The 23,489-nt window shown below is 39.9% G+C and carries 12 protein-coding genes; all 12 read left to right on the forward strand.

Translation table 11 applies throughout. From position 1 onward, the window contains the following. The first annotated feature begins 6 nt into the window (after positions 1–6). Complete coding sequence (locus CLV73_RS02440; RefSeq protein ID WP_100375299.1) at positions 7–2,025, forward strand: NPCBM/NEW2 domain-containing protein; 2,019 nt, start codon at positions 7–9, stop codon at positions 2,023–2,025. Positions 2,026–2,032: 7 nt separating this feature from the next. Further along, positions 2,033–3,439 carry a glycoside hydrolase family 43 protein gene (locus CLV73_RS02445; RefSeq protein WP_100375300.1) on the forward strand — a complete coding sequence of 469 codons (1,407 nt, stop codon included), beginning with the start codon at positions 2,033–2,035 and terminating at the stop codon, positions 3,437–3,439. Between the two features lie 170 nt (positions 3,440–3,609). Beyond that, positions 3,610–4,986 (forward strand): glycoside hydrolase family 43 protein, encoded by a 1,377-nt coding sequence (locus CLV73_RS02450; protein ID WP_100375301.1) that lies wholly within the window; start codon positions 3,610–3,612, stop codon positions 4,984–4,986. Positions 4,987–4,988: 2 nt separating this feature from the next. Continuing rightward, positions 4,989–6,929 (forward strand): glycoside hydrolase family 97 protein, encoded by a 1,941-nt coding sequence (locus tag CLV73_RS02455; RefSeq protein ID WP_100375302.1) that lies wholly within the window; start codon positions 4,989–4,991, stop codon positions 6,927–6,929. Between the two features lie 31 nt (positions 6,930–6,960). Next, the gene (locus CLV73_RS02460; RefSeq protein ID WP_100375303.1) at positions 6,961–8,181 is read left to right on the forward strand and encodes an SGNH/GDSL hydrolase family protein; all 1,221 of its coding nucleotides are present in this window, start codon (positions 6,961–6,963) and stop codon (positions 8,179–8,181) included. A gap of 17 nt (positions 8,182–8,198) precedes the next feature. After that, a complete protein-coding gene (locus tag CLV73_RS02465) occupies positions 8,199–10,721 on the forward strand; it encodes a glycosyl hydrolase 115 family protein (RefSeq protein ID WP_100375304.1) in 2,523 nt (840 codons plus the stop codon). Between the two features lie 258 nt (positions 10,722–10,979). Next, positions 10,980–13,724: a T9SS type A sorting domain-containing protein gene (locus CLV73_RS02470; protein WP_228424177.1), complete on the forward strand. Its 2,745-nt coding sequence runs from the start codon at positions 10,980–10,982 to the stop codon at positions 13,722–13,724. A gap of 189 nt (positions 13,725–13,913) precedes the next feature. Next, positions 13,914–16,541 (forward strand): beta-glucosidase, encoded by a 2,628-nt coding sequence (locus tag CLV73_RS02475; protein ID WP_100375305.1) that lies wholly within the window; start codon positions 13,914–13,916, stop codon positions 16,539–16,541. Positions 16,542–16,759: 218 nt separating this feature from the next. Then, a complete protein-coding gene (locus CLV73_RS02480; protein WP_100375306.1) occupies positions 16,760–18,742 on the forward strand; it encodes an alpha-L-arabinofuranosidase C-terminal domain-containing protein in 1,983 nt (660 codons plus the stop codon). Positions 18,743–18,962: 220 nt separating this feature from the next. Then, positions 18,963–20,660, forward strand: a complete 1,698-nt coding sequence (locus CLV73_RS02485; protein ID WP_100375307.1) for a ribulokinase — start codon at positions 18,963–18,965, stop codon at positions 20,658–20,660. A gap of 473 nt (positions 20,661–21,133) precedes the next feature. Next, a complete protein-coding gene (locus CLV73_RS02490) occupies positions 21,134–21,832 on the forward strand; it encodes an L-ribulose-5-phosphate 4-epimerase (RefSeq protein ID WP_100375308.1) in 699 nt (232 codons plus the stop codon). A 143-nt stretch (positions 21,833–21,975) separates the two neighbouring features. Continuing rightward, a complete protein-coding gene (gene araA, locus CLV73_RS02495) occupies positions 21,976–23,472 on the forward strand; it encodes an L-arabinose isomerase (RefSeq protein WP_100376958.1) in 1,497 nt (498 codons plus the stop codon). Positions 23,473–23,489 lie beyond the last annotated feature (17 nt).

Raw genomic sequence — 23,489 nt, forward strand, 5'->3', positions numbered from 1 at the left:
TTAAAAATGTTAAGATTTAAACTCTTTATTCTCAGTTTTTTCATTGCTGGATGCTATTTAAATGCACAGTCAACTGTTTGGTTAGACCAGTTGGATTTAAGCGTGGCAACACAGGGACACGGAAAACCGGGCATCAATACCTCAGTTGACGGAAAGCCTTTGACGATTGCCGGCGAAGTTTTCAAAAGAGGTTTCGGAACCCACGCAGAAAGTTCTTTATTGATTAAATTAAATGGAAAAGCTAAAAAATTCTCTGCTTCGGTAGGAATAGACGACGAAATCAAAGGGCAAAATCCCGCCGCAGAATTTGAAATTTACGGTGACAACAAAAAACTCTGGTCAAGCGGAATCATGCATTTGGGAGACAAAGCAAAGCCTGTTTCCGTTTCGCTGAAAGGAATTAAACAATTAGAATTAGTCGTAACAGACGGCGGAAACGGGCCTTATTATGACCACGCCGATTGGGCAGATGCTAAATTTGAAATTTCAGACGGTGCAAAACTGATAACATTTAACCCTATTTCATCAGTGCCTTATATTTTGACGCCAAAACCAAGTGACAAGCCTAAAATTAATTCAGCAGGCGTTTACGGTGTTCGTCCCGGCTCACCTTTTTTGTTCAGGGTTGCAGCAACGGGTGACAGGCCAATGACTTTTACGGCGAAAAATCTTCCCGAAGGCTTAAAGATAGATTCACAAACCGGAATTATCACCGGAAAAATAGATTCAAAAGGAACCTATGAAGTTCTTTTATCTGCTAAAAATGCAAAAGGTTCAGCCTCAAAAAAATTAAGAATAGAAAGCGGTGATAAAATAGCTTTGACACCCACAATGGGCTGGAACAGCTGGAACTGTTTCGGGCACGAAGTTTCGGCTGACAAAGTAAAACGTGCAGCCGATGCTTTGGTAAAAACCGGTCTCGTAAACCACGGCTGGAATTATATTAATATTGATGATTCCTGGCAATTTAACAGAGACGGAAAAGACCCTTCTTTCAAAGGGGAAATGCGCGATGAAAACGGTTATATTTTAACCAATTCAAAATTCCCTGATATGAAGGAATTAACTAATTATTTTCATTCAAAAGGTCTGAAAGCAGGAATTTATTCTTCTCCCGGACCCTGGACGTGTGGCGGTTGCGCAGGAAGCTACGGCTACGAAAAACAGGATGCCGAAAGCTACGCAAAATGGGGAATTGATTATCTGAAATATGACTGGTGCAGCTATGGTGGCGTGATTGACGGTTTGCCCGATAACGACCCAAACAAAGTTGCTTCACTCAATTTTCAAGGCGGAGGCGATTTGGATAAAGGCGTGAAACCATTCAAGTTAATGGGAGATTTATTAAAAAATCAGCCTCGTGATATTGTGTATAATCTTTGTCAGTACGGGATGGGCGATGTCTGGAAATGGGGAAATGATGCCGATGCACAATCCTGGCGAACCACCAATGACATTACCGATACCTGGGCAAGTGTTAAAAATATTGCTTTAGCTCAGGACAAAGCTGCTCCCTACGCAAAACCGGGCAATTGGAACGACCCCGATATGTTGGTGGTAGGTGTTGTGGGCTGGGGAAATCCGCATCAGAGCCGGTTGAAACCGGATGAACAATATTTACACATCAGTCTATGGAGTATTTTTTCAGCGCCGTTACTGATTGGCTGTGACCTTGAGAAACTGGATGATTTTACTTTAAATCTTTTAACGAACGATGAAGTGATTGCTGTCAATCAGGATGTTTTGGGAAAACAGGGTGTTTGCCTGCAGACTATTGGTGATATGAAAATTTATGTTAAAGAACTGGAAGATGGTGGAAAAGCGGTTGCTTTTGCCAATTTCGGACGGGAAAAAATAAAGATGCCTTACAAAGATTTCAAACACCTCGGAATTTCCGGTCGTCAAACAGTGAGGGATCTTTGGAGACAAAAGGATATTGCAAACCTCAATACATCGAATCAGGCACTATCATTGGATATTCCGGCGCATGGTGTGGCTTATTATAAATTCATTTCATCAAAATAATTTAAATATGATTCAATTTAAATCAAAATATATCGTATTATCATTTTTATTAGCAGAAATTTGTATTTCTGCTCAAAATCCGGTGATTCAGACGCATTTTACGCCAGATCCTGCGCCGATGATTTATAAAAATAAAATGTATGTCTACACCGGAGACGATATTCCCGGCTATGATTTTTATTATATGACGAAATGGAGGGTATACTCATCAGACGATATGGTCAACTGGACCGACCACGGTTCTCCGCTTTCACTGGAATCTTTCAATTGGGCTCGTGACAGAGCCTGGGCGGCGCAATGTGTGGAACGTAATGGTAAATTTTATTGGTATATCTGCGTTCAGACCGTTGACAACAATATGGCGATTGGCGTGGCGGTTTCAGACAGTCCGACAGGTCCGTTTAAAGATGCACTCGGAAAACCATTAGTGACAACAGGAACATGGGACAATATCGACCCGACGGTTTTTATTGGTGATGACGGACAAGCCTATCTGTATTGGGGAAACAGTAAATTATTTTATGTGAAACTCAACAAAGATATGGTTTCCTATGAAGGAAAAATCACCGAAATTCCACAATCAGTGGAAGCTTTTGGCGGATTGAGACGTCCCGGAAGAAGTGATGAGGTTTTGCAGAAACAGGAACAGTTTAAAGATGTTTTTGTGGAAGGACCATGGTTCTACAAACGCAACAAACAATATTATATGATGTATGCCGGAATGACCGACCGAACCGAATGTCTGTCATATTCCGTAAGCGATTCACCGACCGGACCGTGGAGATATCAGGGAAAAATAATGACCGGCCAGCCAACCAACAGTTTTACCAACCACGGCGGAATTATCGATTTTAAAGGGAAATCCTACCTGTTTTATCATACCGGATTATTACCAGGCGCAGGAAGCTACGGAAGGTCGACATCCATTGAAGAATTCAAATACAATCCGGATGGAAGCATTCCAAAAATTTCTATGACCAAAGAAGGCGTAAGTCCGGTCGGAACTTTAAATCCTTATCAAAGAAACGAAGCGGAAACTATAGCATGGTCAGAGAAATGCAGTACTTCCGAAAACAAAAAAACAGGAGTTTATGTTTCCGATACCAGAGTGGGAGGTTACATCAAAGTCCGTTCGGTGAATTTTGAAAAAGGAGCTTCTGAATTTTCAGCTTCAATTGCGGCAGGTATTGATGGAGGAATTTTAGAAGTAAGATTGGATAAATTAGACGGAAATAAAATTGCTGAAATTGGAGTACCGAGAACCGGCGGTTGGGAAGAATTTAAAACCTTAACATCAAAAATTTCAGAATCGGTTTCTGGTATTCGCGATGTGTATTTTGTATTTAAAGGAAAAAACATTACAGCCGGAAGAGTGCTTTTCAATTTCGACCACTGGAGTTTTAAAAAGAAATAAGATAAAAATTCCCTGCCTTTGGAGGGGTGGCGAAAATTCAAAGAATTTTTGACGGGGTGGTTTATTAGAATTACGTGATAAAAATAATACAGCTTCTACAAGCGTTAGCGGCTTTGTGAAACATAAAAAAAATAAAAGCTTTGTGTTCTTAGTGTTCAAAAAAAGTTAAAATGAAAAAAACAATAAAAACAATACTCAATCTCTGTTTAATAGGATATTCGGGAATATTATTTTCTCAGAATCCTATCATTCAGACCAATTATACCGCCGACCCGGCGCCGATGGTTTATAACGACAGGCTTTACGTTTACACCACCCATGATGAAGACGATTCCACATGGTTTACAATGAACGACTGGAAAGTTTATTCCACCAACGATATGGTGAACTGGACCGATCACGGAACCATTCTTTCCTACAACGATTTTGACTGGGCAAAACGTGATGCATGGGCGGCACAGTGTGTTGAAAGGAACGGAAAATTCTTTATGTATGTTCCGATGTGGTCCAAAACCAATAATAAGGGCGCTATTGGCGTTGCAGTGGGCGAAAGTCCGCTCGGTCCTTTCCACGATCCGCTTGGAAAACCTTTAGTCCAAAGTGAATGGGGCGATATTGACCCGACGGTTTTCGTGGATGATGACGGACAGGCGCATATGTATTGGGGAAATCCGAAGCTGAAATATGTTAAACTCAATGAAAATATGATTTCCTATTCCGGCGATATTGTTGAAGTGCCGATGACCGCAGAATCTTTCGGAAAGAGAGATGGAAAAGAAAATCCTGAAAGACCCACCAAATACGAGGAAGGGCCTTGGCTGTACAAAAGAAAAAATCTGTATTACCTTTTCTGGCCGGGCGGTCCGCTCCCTGAATTCATTGGATATTCCACAAGCAAAAGCGCACAGGGGCCGTGGAAATACGGTGGAATTGTAATGCCAACCGAAGGGAAATCTTTTACCAATCATCCCGGAGTTGTCGATTTCAGAGGGAAAACTTATTTCTTTTATCACAACGGCGCTTTGCCAGGCGGAAGCGGTTTCACAAGGTCGGTGAGTGTGGAAGAACTTAATTTTAACAAAGACGGTTCCATTTCGCCCATCAAAATGACCAATGGAATTACCAAAGCCATTGCAACCATTAATCCTTATTCCTTTAATCAGGCGGAAACGATTGCGTGGTCCGAAAATGTAAAATCGTATCAGAATAAAGAAGCGGGTGTTTTCATCAAAGCTAAAAAAAGTGGCGCTTATACGAGTGTGAAAAATGTAGATTTTGGTAAAAAAGGAGCTTCAATATTTTCAGCCAGAGTTGGAACAACGCATAACAGCGAAGTGACAATGGATGTTCATCTGGACAGTTTTAGCGGGCCTGTTATCGCTACGGTAAAAGTTCCGTTGACTGGCGGAGACGACCGTTGGGAAACCGTGAAAACCGAACTGAAGGAAAAAATTACCGGTGTTCACGATGTGTATTTTGTATATAATGGAAAAGCAGCTAAAGACATAATGTTTTTCGATTATTGGACTTTTCTTGAAACTTATTAATTATGATTAAAATATCCTACCTATCAATATTGTTGTTTTTCCTGACCGGAATTTCATGTTTTGCACAAGTCGCAGAAATCTCAAGTCCTGATGGAAAATTAAAGCTGAATATCTTTTCTGAAAACGGAAAAGCCCTTTACAACGTTAGTTTTCAGGGAAAAATGATGTTGGAAAAATCACCTTTAGGCTTAGTTACCAATGAATCTGATTTTTCTAAAAATCTGAAATTCAGTGACAATAAAAAAGATAAAGTTTCCAAAACGTATTCTAACGAAAAAATCAAAAAATCACAAGTCAGTTATACAGCTAATACTTTGACAGTCAATTTCACCAATGCAGATAATTTCAATATGGGAATTGAATTTCAGGTGAGTAATAATAATGTCGCTTTCAGATATGAAATTCAGCCGATGAAAGACCGTTTGAGCGCGGTTGTTCAGTCAGAAATTACAGGTTACAGATTTCCGTCTCAAACCACAACTTTCCTTTCCCCGATGATGAAGCCGATGACGGGCTTTGCCAGAACCGCTCCAAGCTACGAAAGCGGTTATAAAGTTGATACAGAATTAGGAACAAAAGCAGATTATGGTTATGTTTTTCCCGGATTATTCCATGTCGGAAACGACGGCTGGATTTTACTGTCTGAAACCGGCGTAAACAGTCTCTACTGTGCTTCCCATTTGGATACGACTTCAGAAAAAAGCCTTTATCAGGTTGCTTATCCGAATATGGCTGAAAACAATGGTTTTGGAAGCTCCGGAGCAGCAATTTCTCTTCCCGGAAAAACGCCTTGGAGAACCATTACAATTGGTGATTCATTGAAACCAATTGTTGAGACAACGATTCCTTTTGATGTGGTTGAGCCAATGTATGAGCCTTCGCAGAAATACAGTTTCGGAAAATCCACATGGAGCTGGATTTTGTGGCAGGATAACAGTATGAATTACGAAGACCAGAGTCTCTTTATTGATTTAGCATCAAAACTTGGTTATGAATACATTTTAATTGATGCGCTTTGGGACAAAAATATTGGAAAAGAACGAATGAAAGACCTCATTCAATACGCAAAATCCAAAAATGTCGGGGTGTTACTTTGGTACAATTCCAATGGCGCTGCGAATGATGCTCCGATGGGACCAAGAAACAAAATGAGTTCCTCCATCGAACGAAAAAAAGAAATGAAATGGTTGAAAGATATCGGTGTAAAAGGACTGAAAGTCGATTTCTTCGGTGGCGACAAGCAAGAAACGATGCGCCTTTACGAAGATATTCTTTCCGATGCCAATGATTTTGGATTAAAAATTATTTTCCACGGAGCCACTTTGCCGAGAGGTTGGGAAGTGATGTATCCGAATTATGCAGGAAGCGAAGCCGTTTTAGCCTCAGAAATGCTGTATTTTTCAGAAGATGTCCGCAAACAGGAAGCTTTTTTTGCGGCTTTGCATCCGTTCATCAGGAACACGGTCGGAAGTATGGAATTTGGAGGGACGTTCCTCAACAAATATTTGACAAAATCCAATAAGGATAAAAATAAACGGCATACAACAGATAGCTTCCAATTGGCGACGGCTGTACTCTTTCAAAATCCGGTTCAGATGTTTGCCGTAATGCCTAATAATCTGACTGATGCTCCGAATTTTCAATTGAATTTTATGAAAGAAATCCCGACACTTTGGGATGAAACGGTATTCATTGACGGATATCCCGGAAAATATTCTATCATTGCCAGAAGACATCAGAACCAATGGTATGTGGCAGGAATTAATGCGGAAAAAAACATTAAAAAACTGAAAATAAACCTCCCGATGTTTGCCGGAAAAACAGTGAAATTGATCAATGATGATGCACAAGGAAATTCATCAGAAAAAGAAGTGAAAGTGAATGCAAAAGGCGAGCTTAATGTAGAAATTCAGCCGAGTGGAGGGTTTGTTTTGAGAAATTAATGGTCTTTAAACTTTACAAAATATAATAGAAATGTGTTTCAAAAGCTTATATATCTTCATCATTTCGGGATTTTTGTTTTCCTGTTCCTCTTCACAGAGCCTGGAAAAGCAATCGTCCAAAGATCGGTGGCTCACTACATGGGCAACGGCTCCCCAATTGGTGGAACCGAATAATCTTCCGCCGGAACCGGGACTGTCTGGGAACACTCTTCGCCAGATTGTCCGTGTATCTGTGGGTGGGAAAAAATTGCGGTTACGTTTTTCCAACAAATATTCCATGGATAGCCTGGAGGTAAAAGCCGTTTCTATTGCCGTGCCATCCAATAGCTGTAATGTGAACGCAAACACCATCAGATCATTAACGTTTGAGAAGAAAAACAATTTTAAAATTGCTCCCGGAGCTGATATTTATTCTGATGAACTGAACTTTGATCTGAAATCTAATTCCCTTTTGGCTATTACGATTTCTTACGCAAAAGTAACTCAATCCATCACCGGGCATCCCGGTTCAAGAACAACATCTTTTATTGTTAACGGTAAGCAAAGCAATGTTGCTGCATTTAAAAATCCTGTAAAAACGGATCATTGGTATTCGCTTTTTAATATTGATGTTAAGACTGCGAAACCCTCGTATGCGGTTGCTATTATGGGAAATTCCATTACGGACGGAAGAGGATCGGGAACCAACAGACAGAACCGTTGGCCGGATATTCTTTCGCAGCGGTTATTGGCTAATCCTAACACTCACAATGTAAGTGTCCTTAATTTTGGGATCGGCGGGAATTGTGTAGTGCGCGGTGGTTTAGGCCCAACAGCACTCGATCGTTTCGATTATAACATCCTTAATCAACAGGGTGTAAAATGGCTTATCATTCTGGAGGGCGTGAATGACCTGGGAGGAACAAGAAATGCCGAAGATGCTTCCAAAAGAGCAGAGGAGCTGATTGCCGCTTACCAGGTGATGATCGACAAAGCACATGCTAATGGAATCAAAGTGTATGGAGCAACAATTCTACCTTTCGCAAAGTCGTTTTACGACAAACCTTTCCGTATTGAGGCCTGGAAAAAAGTAAACGACTGGATCAGGAACAGCGGGAAATATGATGCCGTCATCGATTTTGCAAAACATATGCAGAGTGAAAATCCTGAGGTCATCTTAAACGATATGCACGATCATGATTTTCTTCATCCCAATGAAGCCGGCTACAGGAGAATGGGAGAATTTGTCGATCTGAACTTATTTAAAAATTAAAATCAAAAAGATATACTATGAATTTTACAAAAAGCATTTCGTTGTTCCTTACGTTGTTGTTTATATTTTTTGTAAAAGCAGCCGACCCTTTTATTTCTTTTGCTAAGACGGCAAATTCGGTGGTATTGAAAGAGCGTAATTCAGGTTTGATGCTGTTTTCAGATAGCGATTCGGACAAAGGAATTCTGCGTGCGGTTGCGAATCTTCAATCTGATTTTCAAAAAGTAACAGGGGTTCAGCCTAGTCTTATTTCCCAAAGTTCCGGGGCGAACGGAATGCTAATCATTATTGGTGAAGTTGGGAAAAGCAAAACCATTGATGCTTTAATTAAAACTAAAAAAATTGATGGAAATTCAATCAAGGGAAAGAATGAAAAATTTATCATTCAAAATATCAGCAATCCGTTTCCCGGCGTTTCCGAAGCGATTGTGATTGCAGGAAGCGACAAACGCGGAACAATTTACGGAATCTACGAAATGTCGCAGCAAATCGGGGTTTCGCCTTGGTATTATTGGGCGGATGTTCCGGTTGAGAAAAAAGAAAATCTATACTTTAAAAAAGGAATTTACACCGACGGAGAACCTGCGGTAGAATATCGTGGCATTTTCCTGAATGATGAAGAACCTTCACTGGGAGGATGGGCAAGAGCAACGTTTGGAGGAATCAATTCTAAATTTTATGAAAAAGTTTTTGAGTTGATTCTTCGAATGAAAGGCAATTACATCTGGCCTGCAATGTGGGGAAAAGCGTTTTATGATGACGACGTTTTGAACGGACCTTTAGCCAACGAAATGGGAATTGTGATGGGAACTTCGCACCACGAACCGATGGCTCAGGCTCAAACCGATTGGCATCGATACATCAAAAAAAATAATTTGCCGAATGTCTGGGATTATTCTAAAAATGAGAAAGTTTTGCAGGAATTCTGGAAATTGGGGTTAGAAAGAAGCAAAAACTGGGAAAAACTCGTAACTGTCGGAATGCGCGGCGACGGCGATGAAGCGATGGGAGAGGGAACTAATATTTCCTTACTTGAAAAAATCGTGAAAGACCAGCGAAAAATTATTGCTGACGTAACAGGAAAAAAAGCGGAGAAAACGCCTCAGGTTTGGGCTTTGTACAAAGAAGTTCAGGATTATTACGACAAAGGAATGCGCGTTCCGGACGATGTTATTCTGTTGTTCTGTGATGACAACTGGGGAAATGTGAGAAAACTTCCGGACCTTTCAAAACCTTTACACAAAGGCGGTTACGGGATGTATTACCACTTCGATTATGTGGGCGGACCGAGAAATTCAAAATGGATTAATATCAGTCCGATTCAGAGAGTTTGGGAACAGATGAATCTTTCTTACGAACATAAAGTGGATAAGGTTTGGGTTGTCAATGTCGGGGATTTAAAACCGATGGAATTCCCAATCAGCTTTTTCCTGGATATGGCTTGGAATCCAAAGCAATTCAATTCGAAAAATCTTTTGAAATACACTGAAAAATGGGCGGCACAGCAATTTGGTGAAAAATATGCTAAGGAAATTGCAAGAATGATCAACCTTTATTCGAAATACAACCGTCGTGTAACGCCTGAAACACTGAATAGCAAAACATTCAGTCTGGAAAATTATCATGAATTCGAAACCGTTTTAAATGATTACAGATCTTTGGCTATTGATGCATTGCATTTGAAAGAACAAATTCCTGCTGAATATCAGGATGCTTATTATCAGCTGGTTTTATATCCGATTGATGCATGCAGCAATTTGTATGAAATGTATTATGCTGTTGCCAAAAACAGGGAATTGGCTGCCAAATATGATCTAAAAGCAAATTATTATGCCGATAGAGTAAAAGAATGTTTTGAAAGAAATGCTTATTTGGATTATAAATACAACCATGAGATTGCCGGTGGAAAGTGGCAGCATATGATGGATCAGATGAAAATAGGATATAAAACCTGGGCAGACGGAAAAGAAAATATAATGCCTGAAGTTACCTATGTATATGATGATAATGCTTCAAAAGAGAAAGTATTTCAAGAGAAAAACGGTTATGTTTCCATTGAGGCGGAAAATTTTGCACGAAATAATAATTCAGACCGAATCCATTGGGAAGTGATTCCTGATTTTGGAAAGACAAAATCCGGTGTAACGACTTTCCCTCAAAATGCTTATCCGAAAGCTGATGAAAATATTTATCTGGAATATGATATGAATTTTGAATCCAAAGGTGAATTTGAAGTCCAGCTGTTATTAGCACCAACTTTGAATTTTAATCATAACAAAGGACTGCGCTATGAGATTTCCTTTGATGGCGGAACTCCGCAGGTTGTCAATTTCAACGGTCATTACAAAGGGGAATTGGGAAGATGGCAGTCTGAACATATCATTAAATCCACAACCAAACATCAGATTTCTCAACCTGGAAAACATACGCTGCGATTCAGAGTGCTTGAGCCGGGAATCGTGCTTGAAAAAATATTGATCAATACAGGAGGTTTACAGCCTACTTATCTGGGTGCACCCGAAAGTGAAATTCTTCACTAAAAATCATCAGAATATTAATAATAATCTACGTTTTGCCTATGAAACATTAATCTATTTCACCTCTGAATTCTAAGTATCGTTTTTCAACAAAATAATGTACAGGAAAGAGCTAAGGATCTTGTAGTATAACCTTATTTACGATAGCTGCCTGAAACTTTTCAGGGTATTTTCTTGACGGTTTTTAATCATAAACTGTCTTGAAGGGGATTGTATTATCCAAACTTTACTGAAAATTATCAAAATTAAAACTAGAACATTATGAGAAAAATTTTAAACCGGATGCTTGCTCTGGCGGTAGGCATCACTTGTACTCAATTTGCAGATGCACAGACAGCGTTGCCTGCAAAAGTAAAAATCGACAAAAATATTGTGTATCAAAAGGTGACAGGCTATGGCGGTTTCGTGTGCAGTCCGCAGTTTGCGTACAATCACATGACTCCGGCTGAGATTCAGAAACTTTGGGGAACCGGCGCAACCGACGCAGGATACAATATTTTGAGGTTATATATTCCTGAAAATCAAGCGGACTGGCCGCAGGTTTTAGCAACTGCTCAACAGGCAAAGGCAATGGGACTGATCGTTTTCGCAAGTCCCTGGACAATGCCTGCAGCATGGAAAACCAATAATCATTCAAATGCCGTTTTTACGGATGCCAATGGTGTGCAACAGATCGGCTATCTGAAACCGGAACATTATCAGGATTACGCTTTACATTTGAACAGTTTTGTTACATACTTAGCAACAAATGGCGTGGCGCTGGATTATATTTCAATTCAAAATGAGCCGGATGAAATGGCGCAGTACGCAGGCTGCATCTGGACACCGACACAGATCGCAAATTTTGTAAGGGATTACGGCCAGCTCATCAACTGTAACATCATCGCTCCCGAAAGTGTTGGCTTTACAGATAATTTTGCCAATGCCTTTTTAAATACAGCAACCATGGCCAATTTTGAAGTCTATGGCGGGCATCAATATGGAAGTATGCAGTCAGTTTACAAACAGTTTCAGGCGAATAATAAACAGATCTGGCAGACAGAATATCTCATCAACTGGAACTCTAATACAAGCGTTCCTGCACGTGATTTCAGTTGGTCGATTGATGGTTTTTCTTTTGCGAGAGCGGTCAACAATGCGATGCTCGGAAATGTTAATGCATGGGTACATTATGCATCCAAAAGATATTATGGAATGATGGGTGACGGTACAAACGGAACCGTTGCAGGTGAAATGACCAAACGCGGTTACATTTTATCTCAATATGCTAAAACAACCACCAACAAAAACAGAATTGATACCAAATGGGAAGTGGCGACAGGCAGTCTGGAAGGTTCTTCCTATATTTCTCTGGATGGAAATCAGGTGACATTAATGGTAATAAATTCCTCCTCAAACACTTATAATCTTAAGGTGGATCTTCCTTTTTATACCAATTCTGCGAACAGTATTACTACTTCTCAAACACAGAATATGACGTCGGCGCCGCTTACCTTTACTACCGATACATTCAGACCGCAGGTGTCTGTGGCACCGTCTAGTGTAATGACTTTTGTGTTTACGAAAAGTGGCGACCGACCTGTTTCTAACATGACCGGAACTGAAATGCATTACAATAAAATTGAAACTTTAGCGACGACAAATCCGGCATTTGGTACAGCATACCAGATTTCGGGACAGACTGTGACGTTTTATAATTCAACACCGCTTTTCAGCCAGAATATGACGGCAGCAAACGGATATATTGCTTTGAATGACCGTTATAATAAATTGGTTTTAAATGTTTTAAGTTATACGACAACGCTTGGTCAGTCATCATCAAATACTACATTGTATTATGTTGATAATGATAATGTGGTAAGAAATTACAATTATGGAAGCGTGAATTTGCCAGCACCCGGATCCGGAAGCTTTAATCTGGTTTTTGATCTTTCTAGAGCAACGCTTCCGTTCGGATGTAAAGGAATTTTAGGTTTAAGAAGCGGAAATTACAGTTCTATTTTAACCTTAAACCTGGGTGATGTGTATTTTAATGTCGGAAACGAAAGAGCGGCAAAATTTACCGGAGCATATACTGAGACAGACAGCAGTCTTTTGGATGCGATGGAAAACAACCAGTATACTTCATTAGATTTCCGTACGGTTACCGGCATCACGCCAACTTCAAGCTGGATCGCTGGTTCTGAGAACAAGAACAGTATTTTTTATGTCAACAGCAGTGTGGTAAATACCAATACCAATGTTATTTCAGGAACAAACTGCACGACACTGACGCTTTCAGATCAGGGCAAAGATTTCCAGGTTCCGTTTGATTTTACGGCGGCTTCGGCAACCTACACCAGAAACTTCAACGGCTACGGAGTTGTTTTATTGCCATTTCAGGCAGCAGTTCCGGCGAATGTAACGGCTTACACGATGATTCCTGGCTCAGGCAGCGTGGCATGTTCACCGATAACAGGAATGATTCCGGCCAATACTCCGGTGTTGATCGCAGCGACAGGAACGGTCACTTTCACAGGAACAGGATCTGTATCAACACCAAAAGCGATTACGGTAAACCAGGTGAATGGCGTTTATCAACAAATTAAAGTTTATGCAGGGGCATATGTTTTAAAAACAGAAAACAATGTGACCGGATTTTACAAAGTGGTTGCAGGGAGCGAACCAATGATTGATCCTTTCCAGGGATATATTACAGAAGGAAATCCTTATACTGCAGCATTTTTACCGCTGAGTTTTGCTACTTTGGCCACCTCAGAATCTGCAGTTAATGCTGATGAGGTACAGGTATATCCAAATCCTATTAAGACCGAGTTTTTCATTGATGTTAAAAAAGGTAATGCCTTCTACACAATTTACGATGCGAAAGGAAGCGTGATTATTTCGAAAAGAGAACTTTCTTCAGGAAAAAACAGAATTGAAGCATCAAATCTGCCTTCAGGTCTGTATTTAGTAGAAGTAACGGTTGCTGGAAATACATCTGTGCATAAATTAATCAAAAAATAGAGATTTGACTTTTCATCATCGGATCAAGCCATCAGATTTTTCTGATGGCTTTTTAGGTATAAAAAATTAAATAAATTAAGTGTTAATTATACATTTATTAATTATATTATGATATATTTGCTTTTACCGAATTGAAATATCATTTTATAGTGATTCCACAATAAAATTGATCTAAAAAAATTTTATCCCATGAAAAAACTTTTTTTCTCTCTGTCAATACTAATTTGTGCCTTTTCATCCGCACAAACTTTTAAATACCCATTCCAAAACCCTAAACTTCCAGTCGAACAAAGAATCGAAAATCTTCTCGGATTACTAACCGTTGATGAAAAAATCGGAATGATGATGGATAATTCGAAAGCCGTTCCGAGATTGGATATTCCCGGTTACGGCTGGTGGAACGAGGCGCTTCACGGCGTTGCAAGAGCAGGAACAGCCACTGTTTTTCCGCAGGCAATCGGAATGGCAGCAACCTGGGACGTTCCGGAACATCTCAAAACTTTTGAAATGATTTCCGATGAAGCCAGAGCAAAATACAATAGATCTTTTGATGAATCTCAAAAAACCGGACGTTACGAAGGACTTACATTCTGGACGCCGAACATCAACATTTTCCGTGATCCTAGATGGGGAAGAGGTCAGGAAACCTATGGTGAGGATCCTTATTTGACTTCTGTTTTAGGTGTTGCAGCCGTAAAAGGTTTGCAGGGAAATGATCCGAAATATTTTAAAACGCACGCCTGCGCCAAACATTTCGCCGTTCACAGCGGTCCGGAATGGAATCGTCATTCCTACAACGCTGAAGTTTCCAAAAGAGATTTGTATGAAACCTACCTTCCGGCTTTTAAAGCATTGGTTTTAGAGGGAAATGTAAGGGAAGTGATGTGTGCTTACAATGCTTTTGACGGTCAACCGTGTTGCGCCAACAATACTTTATTGACAGAAATTCTTCGCGGAAAATGGAACTACGATGGAATGGTGGTTTCCGATTGCTGGGCTTTAGCAGACTTCTATCAGAAACAGTACCACGGAACACATCCTGATGAAAAAAGTACCGCCGCAGATGCTTTGAAGCATTCTACAGATCTGGAGTGTGGCGATACATATAATAATTTAAACAAATCTCTCGCAAGCGGTTTAATCACAGAAAAAGACCTCGATATTTCGATGCGAAGAATTCTGAAAGGCTGGTTTGAATTGGGAATGCTAGATCCAAAATCTTCCGTTCACTGGAACTCAATTCCATATTCAGTTGTGGATTCTGAAGAGCATAAAAAACAGGCGTTAAAAATGGCACAAAAATCAATTGTGCTGATGAAAAATGAGAATAATGTTTTGCCTTTAAATAAAAATATCAAAAAAATCGCTGTTGTCGGTCCAAACGCCGATGACGGATTGATGCAGTTGGGAAATTATAACGGAACACCTTCATCCATTGTAACGATTTTGGACGGAATCAAAACCAAATTTCCAAACGCAGAAATCATTTATGAAAAAGGAACTGAAGTCGCAGACCCATCTTCCAGAACTTCGCTTTATCAAAACTTTTTAAGCCAGAAAAAAGGCGAAAAAGGAATGAAAGTTACCTTTTTTAACAATAATGAATTCAAAGGAACTCCCGCTAATGTTTCTGTAAATAAAAGCGGAATCAATTACAACAGTTTTGGCGGAACTCAGCTCGCCCCGAATGTTGGAAGAGAAAATACATCGGCTATTATTTCCGGCGTTTTCAAAAGCCCTTACACGGGCGATGTGATTCTTTCGCCATCAACTTCCGATGTTTACACACTTTTTGTTGACGGTAAAGAAATCGCCACCAGAAAAGGCCCCGATGCAAGACATCCTTCGGAATTTCCTGTGAAAATGGAAAAAGGAAAAGAATATCTGATAGAGTTACGTCACACCCAAAAAGGAAAATATGTAAGCATCACATTTGACGTGTACAGAAAAGATCCTGTTAATTTTGCTGCAGTAAAGGAAAAAGTGAAAGATGCGGACGTTATTGTCTTCGCAGGCGGACTTTCTCCAAGTCTGGAAGGCGAAGAAATGATGGTGAACGCAGAAGGTTTCAAAGGCGGCGATAAAACGTCTATTGATCTACCAAAAGTTCAACGCGAATTGCTGGCTGAATTAAGGAAAACAGGAAAACCAGTCGTTTTTGTGCTGTGTACGGGAAGTTCGCTTGGTTTGGAACAGGATGAAAAAAATTATGATGCATTACTGAATGCCTGGTATGGCGGACAAGCCGGAGGAACTGCCGTTGCAGACGTTCTAGCGGGAGATTACAATCCATCAGGAAGATTACCGATTACCTTCTATAAAAATCTGGAACAGCTTGACAATAATTTATCTAAAACCAGCAAACACCAGGGTTTTGAAAACTACGATATGGTCGGAAGAACCTACCGTTATATGACTGAAAAACCGTTGTACGCTTTCGGACACGGGTTGAGTTATTCAAAATTTGTTTACGGAAATGCTAAACTGAACAAAAATATCATCAATTCTAATGAAAATCTGACAATTATAGTTCCTGTTACCAATAATTCGGAAAGAGACGGTGAAGAAGTGATTGAAGTTTATGTGAAAAGAAATAATGATCCTGCGGCACCAGTAAAGACTTTGAGAGCTTTTGAAAGGGTTTTAATTAAATCTAAGGAAACAAAAAATATTCAATTAACGATTTCTAAAGATTCATTTAAATTTTATGATGAAAAAGTAGATGATTTGGCTCCGAAAGCAGGAGATTACACGATTTTTTACGGCGGAACTTCCGATGAATCCGGATTGAAAAGTCTTCAATTGAAAGTAAACTAATCTTTACTGTTAAAACTAATTTTAAATTAACCTCAAATCGAAGATTCGGCAGAGCTAAAAGAGGCAAAAAATTAGACCTCAAAAGTCTGCAAAGTAAAAAATCAAAGATTTTTTAAGCTTATGAGTTCTTTTTTATACCCGATTGTTAAGCTTAAAAAATAAAGTACTAAAATCTTTTGTGCCTTTTGTGGTTAGAAAAACTGTCCAAAAATCAATCAATGAAAACAAAAACCAAAATATTCACAACCGCTATTTCGCTAAGTGTTACCTTCTTTTCGGGCCAAAATAAAACTATCAAAACCCATTTCCTCGATTTGGACGGAACTTCTACCAATATCAAAATCCAGCCCACGATGTACGGGATTTTCTTCGAAGACATCAACTTTGCGGCAGACGGCGGATTATATGCTGAATTGATTAAAAATCGCAGTTTTGAGTTTGATGAACCGTTGACAGGCTGGAAACAACCCAATACAAAAACGCTTTCTCCAAACTTGGATTCCGGTTTTTTGACGATCATCACTGATAAATCCAAAACCAATAAAAACTACGCAAGAATCACGGTCTGGAATGACAAAAATTATGTGCTGGAAAACGAAGGTTTCAGGGGAATCGGTCTGCATCAAGGTGAGAAATATGACCTAAGTTTCAATTTGGAAAATGTGTCAGGCAATATTTCTGCAGTTAATACAAGTCTGATTGATGAAAACGGAACAGTGATTTCCTCTGTTTCTACAATCATCAAAGGCGGAGGCTGGCAAAAATACAATGCTGTTTTCGCACCTTCCAAAACCATTGAAAAAGCAAAGCTTCAAATCACTTTTAGCGGAAAAGGCGTTGTGAATATGGATATGATTTCATTGTTTCCTCAAGACACCTGGAAAGGCAGAAAAGGGGGTTTGAGAAAAGATTTAGTGCAGAAATTATACGATTTACAGCCGGGATTTTTACGTTTTCCGGGCGGTTGTATTGTCGAAGGAAGAACCTTGGCGGAACGTTATCAATGGAAAAAAACGATTGGTAAAGTAGAAGACCGCGAAAATTTGATTAATAAATGGAACAATGGATTTGCGCACCGTCTTACGCCTGATTATTGGCAGTCTTTCGGACTTGGCTTTTTTGAATATTTCCAATTGGCGGAAGATTTAGGCGCAGAACCACTTCCGATTTTAAGCTGCGGAATGGCTTGCCAGTTCAATACAGCCGAACTTGTAAAAATGGAAGATTTAGACCCTTACGTTCAGGATGCTTTGGATTTGATTGAATTTGCAAACGGCGATTCCAACACGAAATGGGGAAAAATTCGTTCTGAAATGGGACATCCGAAACCTTTTAATATGAAATTGATAGGCGTTGGAAATGAACAGTGGGGCGCAGATTACATTGAACGATACAAAGTTTTTGAAAAAGCGATTCACACCAAATATTCCGATATCAAAATCATTTCCGGAAGCGGGCCGTCTCCCGATGGCGAATTTTTCGATTACGGCTGGAAAGAGCTTAAAAAACTTAACGCTCAGATTGTGGACGAACATTACTACAATTCCCCTGAATGGTTCTTAAAAAATGCAGATAGATACGATAAATGCGATAGAAGAGGACCAAAAGTTTTCGCCGGAGAATATGCCGCACAATCGGTTGGCGTTGTAAAACCTGACAATAAAAATAACTGGCTTACCGCACTTTCGGAAGCCGCTTTTATGACCGGACTGGAACGCAACGCAGATGTCGTGACAATGACTTCCTACGCACCGCTTTTCGCCCACGCAGAAGGCTGGCAATGGACGCCGGATTTGATTTGGTTCAATAATTTAAAATCTTATGCTACTCCCAATTATTACGTTCAGAAATTATTCTCCAACAACAAAGGAACGGATTTAATTAAAATCTCCGAAAACGGAAAACCGTTGAAAGGCGAGAATAATCTCTATGTATCGGCTGTTCGTGACCTTAAAAAGGAAGAAACCATCATTAAAATTGTTAATGCTGATCCTCAGGAAACTTCAGTTGAAATCAATCCGAAAAATAGTAAAATTGGTAGTCAAATGACCAAAATTGTACTGACTTCTGCAGGGCTTTCAGATGAAAATAATTTCCAATCAGAAACCATTACACCAAAAGAGGAAACGCAGGCCATTAAAAAAGGAAAGATTTCTGTTGAAATTCCGGCAAATTCTTTAGTTATTTTGAAAATAAAATAGCTTCAAAATACCATAAATAAAGGATAATTTAAAATTAAGTGTAAATATTACATTTATTTAAAATAGAATCTTATATTTGTTTTTAGCTCTTAAACAGAAAAACGGAGAATTCTTTGAGGTAAATAAAAACTTAATGAAAAATCTTTGTAGAATGTAATCCATTGCATCAATTATTTTAAAAAGAGCTAAAAACAATAATCAAAATAAATCACTTTCGTTAATGAAAAAATACGTTATCGGCTTAGACTACGGAACAGACTCTGTTCGGGCCGTTTTGATTGATACGGAAAACGGGGCAGAACTGGCAACTTCCGTAAGCTATTACCAAAGATGGAAAGAAGGAAAATTCTGCAAGCCGGAAGAAAACCAATTTCGTCAGCATCCGCTCGACCATATCGAAGGCTTGGAAAAAACCATTTCAACCGTTGTCAAAGAAAGTGGCGTTGCGCCTGAAAATATCGTCAGCATTTGTATAGATACGACAGGTTCGTCACCGCTTCCCGTGAATAAGGATGGAATTGCCTTGTCACTTTTGCCTGAATTTTCAGAAAATCCCAATGCAATGATGGTGCTGTGGAAAGACCATACATCCATCAACGAAGCCGAAGAAATCAATCATCTGGCAAGAAACTGGGGCGGCGAAGATTATACAAAATTTGAAGGTGGAATCTATTCTTCCGAATGGTTTTGGGCAAAAATTCTTCACATCAACAGAGAAGATGAAGCCGTTAAAAATGCCGCATACAGCTGGATGGAACATTGCGATTATCTGACATTTTTACTTTCCGACAACCAGAGTTTAGCAACATTTAAAAGAAGCCGTTGTGCAGCCGGTCACAAAGCAATGTGGCACGAATCGTGGGACGGACTTCCTTCCAAGGAATTCCTAGGCCAGCTGGATTCTTCACTGGCAGAACTTCGTGACAGACTGTACGATAAAACCTACACGTCTGATGAAGTTGCCGGAAATCTGAACGAAGAATGGGCAACAAAATTAGGCTTAACGACCAACACCGTAATTGCTGTCGGAACTTTCGACGCTCATTCCGGAGCGGTCGGCGCAAAAGTAGAGGAGAATACGCTAATCAGAATTATGGGAACGTCAACCTGCGATATTATGGTGGCTCCCAACGAAATCATCGGCGACAAAACAGTTAAAGGAATCTGCGGACAGGTCGACGGATCCGTTATTCCGGGATTGATGGGGCTGGAAGCGGGGCAATCTGCATTTGGTGATGTTTTGGCGTGGTACAAAGATATTCTGACTTGGCCTACACACCATATTCTGATGAATTCCAATCTCATTGATGAAAATCAAAAGCAGTTGCTAAAAGAAGAAATAGAGAACAATCTTATTCGCAATCTCACTTTGGAAGCGGAAAAAATTCCACTTTCGGAGGTGGTTCCGGTTGCTTTGGATTGGATTAACGGACGAAGAACACCAGACGCCAATCAGGAACTGAAAATGGCGATTAGCAACCTTTCATTGGGAACAAAAGCACCGCATATTTTCAAAGCTTTGGTGAATGCGATTTGCTTTGGAGCCAAAAAAATCGTCGACCGTTTCGAAGAAGAAGGCGTAAAAATCGAAAAAGTAATCGGAATCGGAGGCGTTGCCAGAAAATCACCGTTCATAATGCAGACGTTGGCCAGCGTTCTTAATATGCCGATTGTAGTGGCAGCTTCAGACCAGGCTCCGGCTTTGGGTGCCGCTATTTATGCGGCTGTTGCGGCTGGAATTTACCCGACTGTTCAGGAAGCCAGCCAGAAAATGGGCTCCGATTTCGAAGCAGAATATTTCCCACAAGCTGAAAAGGTAGAAAAATATGCAGAATTTATGAAACAGTATCAGATTCTCGCAGATTTCACAGAAAACAATATCAAATCAAAGAAAAAGTTGACAGCTGACAGTCTATAGTTGATAGAAGTTAAAGCAGAAAAGCTCCGTAGGAGCGCTCTGTTAATAGCAAATATGTAAATATTATCATCACAAAGAGAGCCTCGTAGAGGTGACCTGTTAAATAATTACAATCATTTAAAAACCATCAACCAACAACTATCAACCAATAACTAAAATTATTATGGCAGCTTTATCCGTCTTCCGCTCCCAATCTTTTTTTGCCAGGGCTTTTCCCAACGCAAAAAAGGATTTCCGCTCAAGCCGGGCTGCGTGCAATTCGACGTTCAAAACTTGAATAAGATTATTCAATAGAGGCGGGCTTTAGCCCGTCTACAAAAGAATGAAAACAAATTCGGCTTTAGCCGAAACGTAAATTTTGGCTAAAGCCAAATGAAATCAAAAATATGACATCGGGCTAAAGCCCGACGCAATTGAAAAATAAATATTTGATTCTTAAATCAATTAATATTTCAATCATTAATAAAATAAAAATGAGCATCTATAAAGAATTAAAACGAGAATGTTACGAAGCCAATATGCAGCTCGATGCATTGAAACTGGTCGTTTACACATTCGGAAATGTAAGCGCCGTCGACCGTGACAAAGGAATATTTGCCATCAAGCCGAGCGGTGTTCCTTACGAATTACTGAAACCTGAAGACATCGTGATTTTAGATTACGATGCCAATGTAGTTGAAGGAAATTTAAGACCATCTTCCGATACCAAAACCCACGCTTATCTTTATAAAAACTGGGAAAACATCGGCGGAATTTCTCATACACACGCCATCTATTCCGTAGCTTGGGCACAGGCACAGCTGGATATTCCGATTTTCGGAACGACCCACGCAGACCATCTGACAACAGATATTCCTTGCGCACCACCGATGCGAGACGATTTAATCGAAGGAAACTACGAATACAATACCGGAATCCAAATTCTGGATTGTTTCAAAGAAAAGAACTTGTCTTACGAAGAAGTGGAAATGGTACTCATCGGAAATCACGGACCGTTCACTTGGGGAAAAAATGCTGAAAAAGCCGTTTACAATAGCAAAGTTCTAGAAACTATCGCTGAGATGGCTTATCTCACAAGACAAATTAATCCGAACGCGCCCCGTTTGAAAGATTCATTAATCAAAAAACATTACGAACGGAAACACGGCAAAAATGCCTATTACGGACAATAATAGAATTAAATAAAGCCTGTCATTCTGAACGAAACGTAGTGTAGTGAATAATCTTTATTATCAACAGAGATTCCTCGTTCCTCGGAATGACAAACACAATATTAAACTATCAACTATCAACCAACAACAATCAACTAAAAAATATGTTAACACCTCTCAATACGAAAGAAATCTGGTTCATCACCGGAAGCCAGCATTTATACGGCCCTGAAACATTAGCGCAGGTTGCGGAACATTCAGCAAAAATAGTGGAAGCATTCAATGCTTCATCACAGATTTCTGTAAAAGTGGTTTTAAAGCCAACCGTAAAAACAACAGAAGAAATTTTTGAAACACTTACAGCTGCCAACTTTGCAAAAGATTGTATCGGAATCGTAACCTGGATGCACACTTTTTCACCCGCAAAAATGTGGATTCGTGGACTGACCGCTTTACAAAAGCCAATGTTGCATTTGCATACACAGTTCAATCAGGATATTCCGTGGGCGACGATGGATATGGACTTTATGAACCTGAATCAGGCTGCGCACGGTGACCGTGAATTCGGATTTATGGTGAGCCGTCTGCGCAAAAACAGAAAAGTGGTCGTAGGACATTGGGCGGAAGAAAGAGTTCAGAAACAAATTGGAGAATGGAGTAGAGTTGCGGCTGGTTGGGATGATTGGCAAGGTGCGAAGTTCGCCCGTTTTGGTGATAATATGAGATTTGTAGCCGTTACCGACGGAGATAAAGTAGAAGCGGAAACCAAATTTGGATTTTCGGTAAACACTTGGGGAATCGGGGATTTGGTAAGCATTGTCAACTCGATTGGCGATGGCGAAATCAAAACCTTAATTGAAGAATATGAAGCTTCATACAAAATGGCAGAATCCCTTCTTTCCGGAGGTTCAAACAGGAAATCTCTGGAAGTTGCCGCAAGAATTGAATTAGGTTTGGAAAAATTCCTGAAAGACGGAAATTTCAAAGGTTTTTCCGATACTTTTGAAGACCTTCACGGTTTAGAACAATTGCCTGGAATTGCCGTTCAAAGATTGATGGAAAAAGGGTATGGATTTGCCGGAGAAGGCGATTGGAAAACGGCTGCCTTAGTTCGCGCAATGAAGACGATGGGACAAGGTCTGGAAGGTGGAAATGCCTTTATGGAAGACTATACTTATCATTTAAATCCTTCAAATCCTTCAATTTTAGGTTCACATATGTTGGAAGTTGACCCTGTTTTAGCGATTGAGAAACCATCTTGTGAAATTCATCCATTAGGAATTGGCGGAAAAGCTGATCCGGTTCGTCTGGTGTTTAATTCGAGAGGAAATATCGATTCTTTAAATGCAGCCTTAATGGATTTCGGAAATCATTTCAGACTTTTAATCAACAAAACAAGAGCATTGGAAATCACCGAAGAATTGCCAAAACTTCCTGTTGCGAGAGTTCTTTGGAAACCGCTCCCTGACCTGTACACGGCGGCTGAAGCCTGGATTTTGGCAGGTGGTGCGCATCACACGTGTTATAGTGAGAACATCAGCGTAGAACAATTGGAAGATTTTGCAGAAATTGCAGGCATCGAATCGCTTGTTATTGATGAAGATACAAAAATCCGTGATTTTAAGAACACGCTTCGCTGGAATGAAATATATTATCGTTAAACTTGCAAAACTTCTAA

Origin of the sequence: Chryseobacterium geocarposphaerae, from assembly GCF_002797535.1 — a bacterium.
In the GTDB taxonomy this organism is placed as follows: domain Bacteria; phylum Bacteroidota; class Bacteroidia; order Flavobacteriales; family Weeksellaceae; genus Chryseobacterium; species Chryseobacterium geocarposphaerae.